At 58.8% G+C, this 15585-nt stretch carries 15 protein-coding genes; 6 read left to right on the forward strand and 9 right to left on the reverse strand.

The features are described from left to right. Window positions 1-3: 3 nt before the first annotated feature. The 7 genes from arnF to arnB are packed head-to-tail and all read right to left on the reverse strand — an operon-like array spanning window position 4 to window position 7348. Window positions 4-366 (reverse strand): 4-amino-4-deoxy-L-arabinose-phosphoundecaprenol flippase subunit ArnF, encoded by a 363-nt coding sequence (gene arnF / locus C1Y43_RS05625; RefSeq protein ID WP_104187357.1) that lies wholly within the window; start codon window positions 364-366, stop codon window positions 4-6. Beyond that, on the reverse strand, window positions 363-683 hold the full coding sequence (gene arnE / locus C1Y43_RS05630) for a 4-amino-4-deoxy-L-arabinose-phosphoundecaprenol flippase subunit ArnE (RefSeq protein ID WP_021509383.1): 321 nt from the start codon (window positions 681-683) through the stop codon (window positions 363-365). Before arnE ends, arnF begins: the two co-directional genes overlap by 4 nt. Then, on the reverse strand, window positions 680-2335 hold the full coding sequence (arnT, locus tag C1Y43_RS05635) for a lipid IV(A) 4-amino-4-deoxy-L-arabinosyltransferase (protein WP_104187777.1): 1656 nt from the start codon (window positions 2333-2335) through the stop codon (window positions 680-682). Before arnT ends, arnE begins: the two co-directional genes overlap by 4 nt. Window positions 2336-2366: 31 nt before the next feature. Then, window positions 2367-3251, reverse strand: a complete 885-nt coding sequence (arnD, locus tag C1Y43_RS05640; protein WP_104187359.1) for a 4-deoxy-4-formamido-L-arabinose-phosphoundecaprenol deformylase — start codon at window positions 3249-3251, stop codon at window positions 2367-2369. Next, a complete protein-coding gene (gene arnA / locus C1Y43_RS05645; protein ID WP_021509380.1) occupies window positions 3248-5227 on the reverse strand; it encodes a bifunctional UDP-4-amino-4-deoxy-L-arabinose formyltransferase/UDP-glucuronic acid oxidase ArnA in 1980 nt (659 codons plus the stop codon). The genes arnD and arnA overlap by 4 nt, the downstream gene beginning before the upstream one ends. Beyond that, window positions 5224-6210, reverse strand: coding sequence for an undecaprenyl-phosphate 4-deoxy-4-formamido-L-arabinose transferase (gene arnC / locus C1Y43_RS05650; protein WP_021509379.1), 987 nt, complete (start codon window positions 6208-6210; stop codon window positions 5224-5226). Before arnC ends, arnA begins: the two co-directional genes overlap by 4 nt. A 1-nt stretch (window position 6211) precedes the next feature. Beyond that, window positions 6212-7348: a UDP-4-amino-4-deoxy-L-arabinose aminotransferase gene (gene arnB, locus C1Y43_RS05655; RefSeq protein WP_104187360.1), complete on the reverse strand. Its 1137-nt coding sequence runs from the start codon at window positions 7346-7348 to the stop codon at window positions 6212-6214. 463 nt (window positions 7349-7811) lie between these two features. Here arnB and C1Y43_RS05660 point away from each other — a divergent pair, with 463 nt between their 5' ends. From C1Y43_RS05660 to C1Y43_RS05675, 4 genes are all read left to right on the forward strand, one after another. Continuing rightward, on the forward strand, window positions 7812-8021 hold the full coding sequence (locus C1Y43_RS05660; RefSeq protein ID WP_021509377.1) for a hypothetical protein: 210 nt from the start codon (window positions 7812-7814) through the stop codon (window positions 8019-8021). A 654-nt stretch (window positions 8022-8675) separates the two neighbouring features. Next, complete coding sequence (locus tag C1Y43_RS05665) at window positions 8676-9440, forward strand: A24 family peptidase (RefSeq protein ID WP_104187362.1); 765 nt, start codon at window positions 8676-8678, stop codon at window positions 9438-9440. Between the two features lie 215 nt (window positions 9441-9655). Then, on the forward strand, window positions 9656-11038 hold the full coding sequence (locus tag C1Y43_RS05670) for a diaminobutyrate--2-oxoglutarate transaminase (RefSeq protein ID WP_021509096.1): 1383 nt from the start codon (window positions 9656-9658) through the stop codon (window positions 11036-11038). A gap of 12 nt (window positions 11039-11050) precedes the next feature. Next, window positions 11051-12517: an aspartate aminotransferase family protein gene (locus C1Y43_RS05675; protein ID WP_058770207.1), complete on the forward strand. Its 1467-nt coding sequence runs from the start codon at window positions 11051-11053 to the stop codon at window positions 12515-12517. A gap of 83 nt (window positions 12518-12600) precedes the next feature. Here the strand turns inward: C1Y43_RS05675 and C1Y43_RS05680 are convergent, their stop codons facing one another. Then, window positions 12601-12993 carry a RidA family protein gene (locus C1Y43_RS05680; RefSeq protein ID WP_058770208.1) on the reverse strand — a complete coding sequence of 131 codons (393 nt, stop codon included), beginning with the start codon at window positions 12991-12993 and terminating at the stop codon, window positions 12601-12603. 130 nt (window positions 12994-13123) lie between these two features. On the opposite strand from C1Y43_RS05680, the gene C1Y43_RS05685 reads away from it, so the two are divergent. Continuing rightward, the gene (locus C1Y43_RS05685; protein ID WP_104187363.1) at window positions 13124-13726 is read left to right on the forward strand and encodes a TetR/AcrR family transcriptional regulator; all 603 of its coding nucleotides are present in this window, start codon (window positions 13124-13126) and stop codon (window positions 13724-13726) included. On the opposite strand, the gene C1Y43_RS05690 is transcribed toward C1Y43_RS05685, so the two are convergent. Further along, window positions 13707-14618: a LysR substrate-binding domain-containing protein gene (locus C1Y43_RS05690; protein WP_104187365.1), complete on the reverse strand. Its 912-nt coding sequence runs from the start codon at window positions 14616-14618 to the stop codon at window positions 13707-13709. The two genes, C1Y43_RS05685 and C1Y43_RS05690, sit on opposite strands and share 20 nt — an antisense overlap. A 97-nt stretch (window positions 14619-14715) precedes the next feature. Here C1Y43_RS05690 and C1Y43_RS05695 point away from each other — a divergent pair, with 97 nt between their 5' ends. After that, window positions 14716-15579, forward strand: coding sequence for an aldo/keto reductase family oxidoreductase (locus tag C1Y43_RS05695; RefSeq protein WP_104187367.1), 864 nt, complete (start codon window positions 14716-14718; stop codon window positions 15577-15579). The last annotated feature ends 6 nt before the right edge of the window (window positions 15580-15585 follow it).

The following is a 15585-nucleotide window of genomic DNA, read 5'->3' on the forward strand; positions in this document are numbered from 1 at the left end:
CGGTTAACGGCGCGGCAGCGCCACGCACAGCAGGCCGCAGACAATCAATACGACGCCAGCGAGACTGCTCCAGCGGAAGGTTTCATGCAAGGCCGGCAGAGAAATGGCGGCCAGCCACACCAGCACATAGCTCAGACTGAGCAGCGGATAGAGCCGGTTGAGCGGCAGCAGCCGCAGCGCCAGCAGCCAGCACAGCATTGAGCAGCCGTAGGCCGCCAGTCCGCCGATTAACGGTATCAGGCCGTGCTGCCACGGTAGCGCGGTCCATGTATCCAGCGGTGGCAGCGCGAGCATTGCCGTGCGCAGCAGCAGCTGCGCCAGCGACACCAGCAGCACGCTGGCCAGCGCCAGCAGCCAGCCCTTCACAGATGGCTCCCCATCAGCGCAACCCCGGCAACGATCGCCAGCGTACCCAGCCACTGCCGCCGCGTGTAGGTCTCACGCCAGATGACGCGCGCCGCCACCGCCACCAGCACAAAATTCAGGCTCAGCATCGGGTAAGCCACGCTGACCGGCACGGTGCGCAACACCACCAGCCACAGCAACATCGCCGTCCCCAGCAGCAGCAGGCTGAGCACCAGCCAGCCGAACAGGCGGTGCCCGCCGCAGTGGGCCGCCTGTTTCTGGCACAGCTGGGCGGCACAACTGAGCAGGCTTACCAGCAGGATCAGCAGCAGATTCATGGTGTCGCGTTGTAGCCGTAGTAGACCAGCCGTCCCTGCTGATAGACATCGTCCGGCACCGGCAGATGCGCATCCGCTTGCTTTTCGTCAGAATTCAGCAGCAGCACCAGTGCCACCGGACCTTTTCGGCGATGCAGGCGCAGCCAGTCGGCGAAGGCTTCCCCGTCGACGTAGCGCGTTTTTGCATCGGGATAACCCAGTCCGTACTCCAGCTCACCTTTTTCATCGAAGAAAGTGATATCGCTGCGGCGCAATTCCCATGCGACCGCAGAAGCGATGCCGGAATTGTCCACCACCAGATAGCGGCTCTGCGCCAGCTGAGGCCGAACGGCGCTGACGAAACTCTGCGGCTGTTTGCTATCACGCACCTTTTGCGGGATAGCCAACCCGACCAGCAGCGCCAATGCCAGCGGGCAAAGCGCAGCCAGTTGCCAGCGATCTGTTTTCAGGCTTAACCAGCCCATCACCGCCCAGCCGGCAAACGCCAGCGCAGCGCACAGTACCCGCAGCAACTCATCGCGCGCGTACACCGGATGGTGCGCCAGTCCCCAGGGTGCCAGCACCACCACGACCAGCAGCGTGGCGCCCAGACCAAACAGCAGGTTAATCCAGCCATTTACCGCCAACGCCTGTTTCAGGCGCGCGGTGTTACCGTGCGCATAATGCGCCATTAACAACGCCAGCGGCGCAAAGCACGGCAGGATATAGGTCGGCAGTTTGCCTTTGGCGATGCTAAAGAACAGCAGCGGCAGCACAACCCAGCTAAGCAAATAGATCGCGGCAGCGTGCGGTTGACGCTGTCGCCATGCGTCGCTCAGCGCGCCCGGCAACAGGCCGAGCCATGGCAAACACCCTGCCAGCAGCACCGGCAGGTAATACCAGAACGGGGCTTTGTGCTGCGCATCGCTCTCCGCGAAGCGCTGAATATGTTCGACCCAGAAGAAGTAGTGCCAGAAATCGCCTTCCTGATGCTGAATGGACAGCGCCCAGGGCGCGCTGATCGCGGCCGCCACCAGCACAGTAAGCGGGCCCCAGCGCAGCAGTTCGCCAAAACGTCGCTGCCAGAGCACCCAGGGCACAATCGCCAGCACCGGCACCGCCAGCGACAGAAAGCCCTTGGTCATGAAACCCATGGCACAGGCCGCGCCGAGCAGCACATACCCCATCAGCCGCTGTGAGGTACTGTGCGCCTGCGCAGCAAACCAAAAGCTGCACATTGCCGCCACCAGCCACAGCAGCAGAATCGGATCGAGCACGGCGTAAGTGCCGATGCCGTAAACCAGCAGCGAGGTAAGAAAGATCACGCTGGCGGTGAGCGCTATTTTGCGGCTGGCGAACATCCGCTTGCCCAGCCAGTAGATCAGCAGGGCACTCAGCGTGGTACAGATAATCGCACCGGCGCGCACGCCAAAATTATTATGCCCAAATAACAGCTGGCCAAAATTATTGATCCAGTAACCGGCAATCGGCTTCTCGAAGTAGCGCAAATCAAAAAAATGCGGCACCACCCAGTTACCGCTCAGCAGCATCTCGCGGCTGATTTCGGCATAGCGGGTTTCATCCGGCTGCCAGAGATCACGGAATGGCACCGGGATCAGATAGTAGAGAGCAAAAAGCGCTATCAGCAGCACTATGCGGGTGCGGCTGCGCATCGGTGTTTCCATACTTGGGTCCTGTAAAATGTTAACTCTGGCAACCCAGCCAGCCTTCCCGGCCGGCAATGTGCCCGCGCACCACATGGCCCTGCGGCAGCGTACTGAGATCGTCCGGCAGCAGCTCGCTCAGCGGACAAAACCGGATGCCTTGCTGCTGCGCGCGCGTCAGCAGATCGGCAAAGGCGGGCAAACCGACAATGCCTTCGACCTCTGCGTGAATGGTATAGACCGGCGTACCGCTAGCGGCATGCATCTGCGCGAGAATAAAGTCGTTAAAGCTCTCCGCGCTGACCTGCTGGCCCACCACTTCATCCCACGTTGGCAGGGTTACCGGAATTTGCACCGTGCCGAGGCTGCCATCGTTGAGGCGCGGAATGAACGGCCCGCTGCCGCGACAGTCGCTGTTATAGCGAAAGCCAAACGGCTGCTTGGCATCCAGTACCCGGCTGTCGGCGCGCCAGCCTGCCACTGCAGAGCAGGTGACACTGTCACCCAAAATGGCTTCCAGCGCCACTTTACCGCGCGCAATCTGCGCATTCAGCTGCTGTGGCGACCACACGCCAGCCCAGGTCTGCCAGGAAAAGTGATCCCAGGCATGTAAGCCCACTTCATGATGATCTGCCGTGGCGCGAATAATCGAAGCCAGCCCTTTGCCTATTTCGCGGCCCGGCCAGGCGGTACCGGCCAGTAAAATATCCCAGCCGTACAGCGAGGCCGCGCGCGATCTCAGCATTTTCCACAGAAAGCGCGGCTTCATCAGGCGCCACAGGTGGCGCCCCATGTTGTCCGGCCCGACGCTGAAGAAGAAGCTGGCCTGCAGCTGATGCAGGCTGAACTGCTGCAGCAGCGCCGGTACGCCCAGTTGCGTGCCGCGCCAGGTATCGACATCAACACGCAAACCCACTCGCTTCATGGCTTTTCCTGTAGCTCAACGGTGCGCAGGAAGAAGTCCAGCGTGTTGTCGATGGTGGTATCCATCGCCACGGTTGGCGTCCAGTCGAGCAGTCGGCGGGCATTCTTAATCGACGGCTTGCGGTGCTCCACGTCCTGATAGCCTTTGCCGTAATAGCTGCTGCTCTCTACCTCACGGAAACCGGCAAACGGCGGGAAACGATCGCGCAGCGGGTGGCGCTCAAAGCTGGCCAGCAGGTGTTCCGCCAGCTCTTTAATACTGGCTTCGTTCTCCGGGTTACCAATGTTAACGATCTGGCCATCGCAGTTGTTGTGCTTGTTCTCGATAATGCGGAACAGCGCTTCGATGCCGTCGCGAATATCGGTGAAACAGCGCTTCTGCGCGCCACCGTCGATCAGCTTGATCGGCGAGCCTTCCACCAGATTAAGGATCAGCTGGGTGATGGCGCGAGAACTGCCGATACGCGCGGCGTTGAGGTTATCCAGCCGCGGGCCCATCCAGTTAAACGGACGGAACAGCGTAAAGCGCAGCCCCTCTTTTTCGCCATAGGCCCACAGCACCCGGTCCAGCAGCTGTTTTGATACCGAATAGATCCAGCGCTGTTTATTGATCGGTCCGACCACCAGGTTGGAGTGATCCTCGTCGAAATGCTGATCGGTGCACATACCGTACACTTCGGAGGTCGACGGGAAAATGATGCGCTTTTTATACTTCACGCAGTCACGAATAATCTTCAGGTTCTCTTCGAAATCCAGCTCGAACACGCGCAGTGGATTACGGGTATATTCGATCGGCGTGGCGATTGCCACCAGCGGCAGCACCACGTCACATTTCTTGATGTGATACTCAATCCATTCAGAGTGGATGCTGATATCCCCTTCGACGAAGTGGAAGCGCGGTTCATCCAGGAAACGGCTGATGGCATCGGAACCGATATCCAGGCCATAAACCTCAAAGTTATCATCCTGCAGCAGGCGTTCGGTGAGATGGTTGCCGATAAAGCCGTTTACGCCGAGGATCAGCACCCGCGTGCGGCGTTTCACCGCAGCAACCGGCTGCGAATAGAGCAGCGCACCCGGCACCATGCCCAGACTCTGCGCCAGCTGGCTGCCGTTCATGTAAACACCGTTGTCGCTCTGCCCGGTGACCACTTCGAGCGCGCCCTCGCCGCAGGCAATCAGGAACGGCTCAACTGACAGCACCGTGCCCGGTTTGGCGCTGGGCGCATCCTGGTGAACCCGCCCTTTCCACACCACGAATTTCACCGTGCCGGCATACGCAAACGCACCAGGCCAGGGATCGGTGACTGCACGCACCAGGTTATTCACTTTAGCCGCCGGCAGCTCCCAGTTGATGCGGCCATCCTCCGGCGTGCGGCGACCAACCACGGTCGCTTCCGCGTCGTTCTGCGGCGTGGCGGCAATCTCACCGCGCTTCATCGGCGGCAGCGCGCCTTCCAGCAGCTGGCCGGCGCAGGCCACCAGCTTACGGTGCAGCGTCAGCGCATTATCCTGCGGGTCAATCGCCACGCGCTGCTGCGCCACAATGTCGCCGGCATCGGCACGTTTCACCATGCGGTGCAGCGTTACGCCAGTCTCCGTCTCGCCGTTGACCAGCACCCAGTTAAGCGGCGCACGACCACGGTATTTAGGCAGTAGCGAACCGTGCAGGTTAAACGCGCCGACCCGCGCGCAGTTCAGGATCGTGTCGCTCAGCAATGCGCGATAATAAAACGAGAAGATAAAGTCCGGCTGCATGGTGCGGATGCGATCCACCCACAGCGGATGGTTAGCATCTTCCGGCGCATAAACCGGAATGCCCTGCTCAGCCGCGAGGCGTGCCACCGAAGGAAACGCATGGCTCTCCGGCGAGGTGTCCGCATGGGTGAAGATGGCACTGATTTCATAGCCTGCGTTCAGCAGCGCAGTGATGCCTGCACAGCCCATTTCGGCATAGGCGAAGACGATAGTTTTCATTGCTTAATTTCCTGTACAGACGGGGCATCTTGTTGCGGATGGATAACACGTTGAATGAAGTAGCGCGGACGGGCGCGTACGTCGTTATAAATACGACCGATGTATTCGCCCAGCAGGCCCATGCCGACAAACTGCGCGCCGACAAAAATAAACAGCACGGCAAACAGCATGAACACACCGTCACCGGCCCAGCTGGCACCGAGGAACAGGCGCAGCACAATCAGGATCAGAGAAAAGGCGAAACCGGCCAGCGCAATTAAGCTGCCGACAATACTCAGCAGACGCAGCGGCGTGGTGGTCAGGCAGGTCACCAGGTCATACATCAGGTTGATCAGCTTCATGAAGCTATATTTGGAGTCGCCAAACTCACGCTCGGCATGCGTAACCGGCAGTTCAATGGTGCGGCGCGCAAAGGTGTTCGCCAGAATCGGGATAAAGGTGCTGCGTTCGTGGCAATTGAGCATCGCATCGACAATGTGACGGCGATAGGCGCGCAGCATGCAGCCATAATCGCCCATCGCTTTGCCGGTCACGCGCTGAATCAGGTGGTTGATGGTGCGTGAGGCGCGGCGACGGAACCAGCTGTCCTGACGGTTCTGACGCACGGTGCCGACCACGTCGTAGCCCTGCTGCGCGGCTTTGACCAGGTTGGGGATCTCCTCTGGCGGGTTTTGCAGATCGGCATCCAGCGTAATGATCACATCACCGGAAACATGGCTGAAACCGGCCATAATCGCCGAGTGTTGCCCATAGTTGCGATTCAGCAGCACGCCGACCACGTGACTGCCCGGCATATCCGCCGCATCGGCGATCATCTGCGCGGAGCGGTCGGCGCTGCCGTCATCCACCAGTAAGATTTCATAGTCAAGACCGAGCGTGCGGCAGGCAGCGTCGGTACGGCGCACCAGCTCCGGCAGGCTCTGTTCTTCGTTGTACACCGGGATCACCACGGAGACTTTGCGAATCGGTTTTTCTTCCAGCATCTCAGGCTCCCGCAAGGTGGCGTAAGGCAGCAATCACACGCGTTACATCGTCATCGTGCATGTCGGGGAACAGGGGCAGCGAGCAGATACGTTCACTGTTCCATTCGGTGGCCGGCAGCGAGAGCTGCGGATAGCGTTCACGGTAATATTTGTGCGTATGCGCGGCGCGGAAATGCAGGCCGGTGCCGATGTCATGGATTTTCAACTGTTCCATCAGCGCATCGCGGCTGATACCGCAGCGCGCTTCGTCCACGCGAATGATAAACAGATGCCACGCATGCTGATGCGGCCACGCCGGCTGCACCAGCGGCAGCAACGGCGTATCTGCCAGCTCGCGCAAATAGCGCGCCGCGATGGCCTGGCGACGTGCATTGATGGCCGGCAACTTTTGCAGCTGCACCAGTGCAATCGCGGCGTTGATGTCTGGCAGGTTGTATTTAAAACCGGGCATGATCACTTCGGCCTGCGGTTTGCGGCCATGGGTATGGCGATCGTAGGCATCGACGCCGAGGCCGTGGAATTTCAGGCTGCGCAGGCGGTCGGCCAGCTGCGCATCATCGGTCACCACGATGCCACCTTCGGCGCAGGTGATGTTTTTGATGGCATGCAGCGAAAAGATTGCAGTGCCCTGCTGCCCGACGTGCCGGCCTTTGTAGTAGCAACCTACCGCGTGGGCGGCATCTTCAATCAGTGGGATATTGTGGCGCGCGCTGACGGCGCGAAGGGCGTCGATATCCGCCGGTGCGCCGGCATAGTGAACCGGCACGATGGCGCGGGTGCGCGGCGTGATGGCCGCTTCGATTTGCTCTGCGCTCACCATCAGGTTATCGCGATCCACATCGATCATCACCGGCGTCGCGCCCAGCAGCGTAATGATATTGAGCGTGGAAACCCAGGTCAGCGACGGGGTGATCACCTCGTCGCCGGGCTGGATATCCAGCGCCATCAACGTGACGTGCATGCCTGCTGTGGCAGAGCTGACGGCAATGGCGTGCTGGTTGCCGGTGAGCTGGCAAAACGCCTGCTCCAGCGCAGCATTCTGCGGTCCGGTGGTAATCCAGCCCGATGCAAATACCGCCTGCACCGCGGCCAGTTCTTCCTCACCCAATGACGGGCGCGAAAACGGAAGGAAACTCATAAGATAACCTTACTGTTGTGCCTGAAAACATGCTGAAAAATAAAACAAGCGTTATTGCTGCGCATGACAACCTGATGAAACACCCTGTAACCTATTGTTTAAACGTTACTTAAACGAGTGCGTTCGCAGGGCTGCTGTCATCTGCGCGCAATAAAACTTAAGCAGGTCTGTTTTATCGCTATAAGAAACCAAAATACGGGGGAAAACTTAACTGAACATTAAATGGCAAAGCGGCACGCTGACTTTTTTACGTGATGTTGAAGATTGGTAGAAGATTGCGCGCCGGGGCCGGAAATCAGCATCGGGTCAGACATCATTGGTCTGCATGACGGCACACGGCAATTAAAGTTGCTATTTTTCAATGCATTAACTAAGAGACTATACTGTTCTTAAGGTTATCCTAAGGTTGGCTGCTTATTCTTCCCTGGGATAGTGACGCCAGAGGCTGGACAGGAGAATGATAATGAGAACCGCGACTGACAGACTTTCACAGGCAGCACTGCGCCGGCATCACATTGGCGTGAAAACAAAAGGATTGCGTTTCCGCGGTGAGCTGTATGTGTTTCGCTATAACGCCGGCCATTACGACGTGTTTCGCAACAGCGAATGGGTGATGTCGCTCGCCACCAGCAATGTGCTGGAAGCCATGCAGCAATTTAAACAGAGCCAGTAAATTCGCTGGCGCATAGATAAGGTTATTATCTGTCTCCGCTGGCGTATTGATTAGATTGTTGCCCGCCTCAGCTGGCGCATCGATAGGATTTTTGCCTGTATTCGCATCGATTAGGGCATTGCCTGCCCGTGAAATTCACGCATCCCTGCTTATATCTCCTCTGTTCTCTGGAACCCGCTCGTAAATCCTGCTGCAAATCGCTGCAACGCCGCTTTGCTGCTCGCCACGCCGTCTCCACCGGCGTATTGTGCCTCTCGCACACCGGCCAGGGTTGGCGACAGATCGCGGTGCGCATCAATGCGCACCCTATAAGTTTTGTAGGGTCGCCATTTATGGTGACCTGCCATCAAACAGCACAAATCCGTAGCGGCGCGATTTCGCGGTGCGCATCAATGCGCCCCCTGTGAAACCTGTAGGGTCGCCATTCATGGCGACCTTTCGTCAAACCGCACAGAACTGGTAGCGGCGCGATTTATCGCGCAAACGGGTTACGCGGCACCTTTATGCCAACCCGTCGTGCAACCAGGCAAAAATCGCCCCGCTTACACCGGTACGCATCAATGCGCCCCCACGGTAACCGCGCCATGATCTACACGATCGCCATTCGTGGCGACAGAAAAACCCAACGCTGCATGGACAGCAGGAGAAAACCTCATGGAAATCGCCTACTGGCTGATCGGTACACTGCTGGCGCTCTGTGTCGGCAGCTTTCTCAACGTAGTCATTTATCGCCTGCCGCAGCAGGTAATGAACCCGCAACCCGGCCTTACCCTGCTGCTGCCGCGCTCGCACTGTCCACACTGCCAGACCACGCTGCGCGCGATCGATATGCTGCCGCTGCTCAGCTGGCTGTTGTTACGCGGACGCTGTCGCTACTGCCACCACCCGGTGAGCCTGCGCTACCCGCTGACGGAGCTGCTCACCGCCGCGATCAGCCTGGCGCTGGCCTGGTTGCTGCCGCCCGATAGCCGCCTGCCTGCCGCCCTGTTGCTCGCCTGGATTCTGCTGGCGCTAACCCTCATCGACATTGAGCATCTTCTGTTGCCGGACGCTCTCACCCTTTCACTGCTGTGGCTTGGCCTGCTGTTCAAAGCGCTGCACTGGCTGCCCGGAACGCTGCATGACGCGGTGTTCGGCGCAGTTGCGGGATACAGCGCGCTGTGGCTAGTGGGTGGACTCTATCAGCTGATAAAAAAGCGCCCCGGCCTCGGTGGCGGAGACGCCAAACTGCTGGCTGCGCTGGGTGCCTGGCTCGGCTGGGTGCTTTTACCCTTTGTGCTGTTACTGGCTTGCACAGGCGCAATTTTGTTTGTTCTGCTGGCCCGATTAGGCTGGCAACGCGAGCTGTATCACGTGCTGCCCTTTGGTCCGTGGCTGGCACTGGCGGGCATAAGTCTTTTTATTCACACGATTATTTAATCGCCTGTTCATATCGCGGCGCTAAAATAAGTGGCCAGTTTCTGTCCAACGTCCTGATTCCTATATGAAAAGAATAAACAATTCTAAACAAAATTAATCATTGTGATGTGCGTCAAAAGGCTCTATATTGGCCGCGTTTTTTGAGCCACTGATACTTTTTTGTTCAACTAGTCAATCGGCCAGCCTGTTCGAGCCCCGGTTGAAGGAGAGATATGATGACGGATAAAGTCCGTATTGATACTTTTGGTGCCAACTCATTCAACGGAAACAACGACGCATTCTTAGCCCGTCAGGCTGAGTTTGAATCAAACGTCAGGAGTTACCCGCGCAAGTTGCCTTTAGCGATTGCCAAAGCCAATGGCGTGTGGATTACGGATGTTGAAAACAAACAATATCTTGACTGTCTGGCTGGCGCAGGGACGCTGGCACTTGGTCATAACCATCCTGATGTTCTGCAGAGCATCCAAAATGTCATTACCAGCGGCTTGCCGTTACATACTCTTGATCTGACGACGCCTCTGAAAGATCAGTTCTCCGAATCTCTGCTCTCGCTGCTGCCAGGTCAGGGTAAAGAGTACTGCCTGCAGTTCACCGGTCCATCCGGTGCTGATGCCGTTGAAGCGGCGCTGAAGCTGGCGAAAAAAGTCACCGGCCGCAGCGGCGTAATCAGCTTCTCTGGCGGTTACCACGGGATGACGCACGGCGCGCTGTCCGTGACCGGCAACCTGTCGCCGAAAGAAGCGGTTGACGGCATGATGCCAGAAGTGCAGTTCATGCCTTACCCGCACCTGTACCGTTGCCCGCTGGGCCTCGGCGGCGAAGCTGGCGTGAAGGCCCTGACCTACTACTTCGAAAACCTGATCAACGACGTTGAAAGCGGCGTGCGTAAGCCTGCGGCCGTGATCCTCGAAGCGGTACAGGGTGAAGGCGGCGTGAACCCGGCGCCAGCTGAGTGGCTGCAGCGCATCCGCAAAGTGACGCAGGAACACGGCATTCTGCTGATCCTTGACGAAGTCCAGGCTGGCTTTGCCCGTACCGGTAAGTTCTTTGCCTTCGAACACGCGGGCATTGAGCCAGACATCATCGTGATGTCTAAAGCGGTGGGTGGCGGTCTGCCTCTGGCCGTGCTGGGTATTAAAAAGCAGTTTGACGCCTGGTCACCTGGCCACCACACCGGTACCTTCCGCGGCAACCAGCTGGCGATGGCAACCGGTCTGGCGACGCTGAAGATCCTGACCGAGCAGAACATCGCCGGCAAAGTGGCAGAACAGGGTGAATGGCTGAAAGCCCAGCTGAACGCGATGGCGAAACGCTTCCCGGTTATTGGTCACGTACGCGGCCTCGGGATGATGATCGGTATCGAAATCGTTAAGCCACACGAGCCAGCTGACCACATGGGCAGCTTCCCGGCCGACGGCGAACTCTCTGCACTGCTGCAGAAAAAATGCTTCGAAGCCGGTCTGATTCTGGAGCGTGGCGGTCGTCACGGTGCGGTACTGCGCCTGCTGCCATCACTGCTGATCAGCAACGAAGAGCTGGCCGTGTTCCTGGATAAATTTGAGCAGGCGCTGCTGGGCGCTGGCGTCAAACCTGTTTGACTGGAAGAGTAAATGTCTGAAGTAAACCCGATTCTGGCCGCCTCGGCCCCGAGCATTGAGGCGTACCAGCAGGCGATTGCCCAGAGCAGCGCCGCGGTTGTGCAGTGGCTGCAACAGCCTGAGATGTACCAGGGCAAAACGGTTGCCGAACTGCGCGAGCGTATCACGCTCGACTTCAATCCAAACGGCCTGGGCAACCAGGCCGCGATTGAACGTGCGATTGAATATTTCCTTAAAGACAGTCTGGCGGTGCACCATCCGCAGTGCGTTGCGCACCTGCACTGTCCGAGCCTGGTGGTAAGCCAGGCGGCTGAAGTGCTGATCAACGCCACTAATCAGAGCATGGATTCGTGGGATCAGAGCCCTTCTGCCACCATTATTGAAATCAAACTGATTGAGTGGCTGCGTGCGCAGGTTGGCTATCCGGCCGGTGATGCGGGCGTGTTCACCAGCGGCGGTACGCAGAGCAACCTGATGGGCCTGATGCTGGCACGTGACGCTTTCTATGCGCGTCAGGGCCATTCCGTGCAGCAGCACGGCATCACTGGCGATCTGCGCAAGATTAAAGTGCTGTGCTCAGAAAACGCCCACTTCTCCGTGCAGAAGAACATGGCGCTGCTGGGCCACGGCTATCAGTCTGTGGTGCAGGTGAAGTCGGATCAGTTCGCCCGTATGGACGTGAATGACCTGAAAGCCAAACTGGCGCAGGCTGAAGCCAACGGCGAACAGATCCTGGCGATCGTCGCGACGGCAGGTACTACCGATGCCGGTGCCATCGATCCGCTGCGTGAAATCGCAGCCATTGCCGCTGAGCACAACATCTGGGTGCACGTGGATGCGGCCTGGGGCGGTGCGCTGCTGCTGTCTGAAAAGTATCGTCATTACCTGGATGGTCTGGAGCTGGTGGATTCCGTCACCCTCGACTTCCATAAACAATACTTCCAGACCATCAGCTGCGGCGCGTTCCTGCTGAAAGACGCGCGTCACTATGAGCTGATGCGTTATCAGGCGGCTTACCTGAACTCCGAGTTCGATGAAGAAGCAGGCGTGCCGAACCTGGTGTCCAAATCACTGCAGACCACGCGTCGTTTCGATGCGCTGAAACTGTGGATGGGTCTGGAAGCGCTGGGTCAGAAACAGTACGCCGCGATTATCGACCACGGTGTGAGCCTGGCACAGGACGTTGCGCAGTTCGTTGAATCTGAGCCACGTCTGGAGCTGGTAATGCAGCCACAGCTGGCCAGCGTGCTGTTCCGCTATCGTCCAGCCCAGCTGAGCGACAGCGCGCAGATCGCCCTGTTCAACCAGCGTATCGGCGATGCGCTGCTGGAGTCTGGCCGCGCTAACGTCGGTGTGACCGAGCATGCAGGCGTGACCTGCCTGAAGCTGACTCTGCTGAACCCGACCGTCACGCTGGAAGACATCAAGCTGCTGCTGGCGCTGGTAGAAAAAACTGCTGATCAACTGCTGAGCGCCTGATTAGGCGTGAAGTAAAAAAGCCGCTAACCGGCAACGGTTAGCGGCTTTTTTTATGGGTTACAGACTGATCGCCGCACGCTGGCTCACTGCGGAATGCGCGCAATTACCTTGATTTCAAAATCATAGCCCGCCAGCCAGTTAACGCCCACCGCCGTCCAGTTGGGATAAGGCTCATCGCCGAAGAAGCGCAGCCGTACTTCGTTCACCGTGGCGAACTGGGCTTCCGGATCGGTATGAAACGTAGTGACATCAACCACGTCATCGAAACTGCAACCGGCGGCCTTCAGCACCGCCGCGAGATTGGTAAATGCCTGATTAACCTGACGCGTAAAATCGGGCTCGGCGGTGCCATCATCACGGCTGCCTACCTGGCCGGAAACAAACAGCAGATCGCCGGAGCGAATCGCCGCAGAGTATTTATTGATGTTGTACAACGCCTGACGGCCCGCTGGAAAAACAGCATCGCGTTTGTTCATAATCGTACTCCTGAAGATGAGAGAAGAAAGCGGGTTAGCTATGCCCGTTTTCGCTTTAACATACGCCGCGTATGTATTACTATGTTTTACATACGCGGCGTATGTCAATGCAAAAATTTAAGGAACAGCGATGGCAGCCAGACGACGGGCAGACCAGGTGGAAGAGACGCGTGGCAAACTGATTGCCGCCGCACGACGCGCGTTTGCGCAGAAGGGTTACAGCGAAGCGTCAATGGATGACCTCACGGCAGCCGCCGGGCTGACGCGCGGTGCGCTGTACCATAATTTTGGCGATAAGAAAGGGTTATTGCAGGCGGTTATTGATCAGATCGATGGTGAGATTCTTGAGCAGATGCGCGCAGCCGGACAGCAGTATCACACTCGCTGGCACGCGTTTCTGGCGGAAGCCATTACCTATATCGAGATGTCGCTGGAGCCGGAAGTCCAGCGCATCATGCTGCTGGATGGCCCGGCGGTGCTGGGCGATCCGTCGCGCTGGCCTAATCAGACCGCCTGTCTGCGCACCACCGCCGCCATGCTGACGGAACTGATTGAGGAAGGTACGGTGAAACCGGTCGATACCGAAGCGGCGGCGCAACTGGTCAACGGCGCCGCGCTCAATGCCGCGCTGTGGATTGCCGCTGCCGATGAGCCGGTCGCGGCACTGCCGCGTGCGGTGCAGGCCTTTCGGCTGCTGGTTTCCGGGCTGCTGGTCAACCCGGCGTCGCATTGAGTTCGCGTATCCAGCTGAGAAACGCCTGCAGCGGCGCCGGGATCAGCCGGCGGTCATTGTAATACAACCACAGGCCGGGAAAGCTGAGCCACCAGTCGGCAAGAATCGGTTGCAGACTGCCGTTGGCCAGCGCCGGCTTCAGCCAGTCCTCAAACAGATAGACCACGCCGGCACCGGCGATGGCCGTTGACACCGTCAGCTCCATCGCCGCACCGATGCTGCAAATCAGCGGCCCCTGCGGCTGTAGCGTGATGCGTTCCGCGCCGCGGCTGAACTCCCATTCGGCCGTCACCCCGGTGGCATAACGACCATACAGACAGCGATGCTGCATCAGGTCGCGCGGATGCTGCGGCGTACCGTAAGCCGCCAGATAGGCCGGCGCCGCGGCCGCGGCAAAGCGCTGCACGCGCGGACCAATCGGCAGCGCCACCATATCCTGTTCCAGATGATCGTCGTAACGGATACCGGCATCGCAGCTGTCGCGAAAAATGTCCTGCACATTACTTTCCGCCACGATCTCCAGCCGGATGTCGGGATAGCGCTGCAAAAATCCCGGCACAATCGCCGGTAATATCAGCCGCGCCGCGCTGACCGGCACGTTCAGCCGTAGCGTGCCGCCCGGCGTGTCACGGAACGTGTTCAGGGCATCCAGCGCCGCATCCACTTCGTTCATGGCGGGCAGCAGCCGTGACATCAGCGCCCGGCCCGCTTCGGTCAGTACCACCGTTCGCGTGGTGCGATTGAACAGCCGAACGCCCAGTTGCTGTTCGGCGCGCCGCACCGCATCACTCAAACGCGACGGATTGCTGCCGCTCATGCGCGCCGCCTCGCGAAATCCGCCGGCTTTTGCCACCGCCACTACCGCATGCAGCAACGCCATATCCAGCGCCATTGTGCGTCACTCCGTACAGTCTGTCCTGATTTACACGGATAGTCGCACAGCACCGTTGTGATTACAATTTAAACACTCACCGATAAAGGAGGTTTACATGTCACAGGCTACCACCACTTACACACTGGGCGACCGTCGGGTTGCCCGTCTCGGCTACGGTGCCATGCAGCTGGCCGGTCCCGGCGTATTTGGCCCGCCAAAAGATGAAGCCCGCGCGCTACAGGTGCTGCGCGATGCCGTGGCTGCCGGTGTCAATCACATCGACACCAGTGATTTTTACGGCCCGCACATCACCAATCAGCTGATCAAAAAAGCGCTCTATCCTTACCCCGACGATCTGGTGCTGGTGACCAAAGTGGGTGCCCGTCGTGATGCCAAAGGCGGCTGGCTGCCCGCCAGCACGCCGGAGGAGCTGACGCAGGCGGTTGAAGACAACCTGCGCAATCTGGGGCTCGACGTGCTGGAGGTAGTCAATTTACGCTCGATGCTGAGCGTTCATGGACCGGCAGAGGGATCGCTGGAGCCGCAAATTGAGGCGATGATTAAGTTGCAGCAGCGTGGCCTGATTCGGCACATTGGCCTGAGCAACGTGACCGCCAGTCAGGTGGCGCAGGCACAGCAGATGACGCCGATTGCCTGCGTACAGAATCTGTATAACCTCGCCAATCGTCAGGATGAGGCGCTGATCGACCAGCTGGCGGCGCAGGGCATTCCCTACGTGCCGTTCTTTCCGCTCGGCGGTTTTTCGCCGCTGCAGTCGGAACAACTCAGCGCGGTGGCCAGCACACTCAACGCCAGTACGCTGCAGGTGGCGCTCGCCTGGCTGTTGCAACGCTCAGATAATATTCTGCTGATTCCCGGCACCTCCTCGCCGCAGCATCTGCAGCAAAATCTGGCCAGCGCGGCGCTGACGCTGAGCCCGGAAGTGATTGCACAACTGGACAGCATTGGTCGGGCGTAAGGCACA

It is taken from the genome of Pantoea sp. ICBG 828, assembly GCF_002928355.1.
Lineage (GTDB): Bacteria > Pseudomonadota > Gammaproteobacteria > Enterobacterales > Enterobacteriaceae > Pantoea > Pantoea dispersa.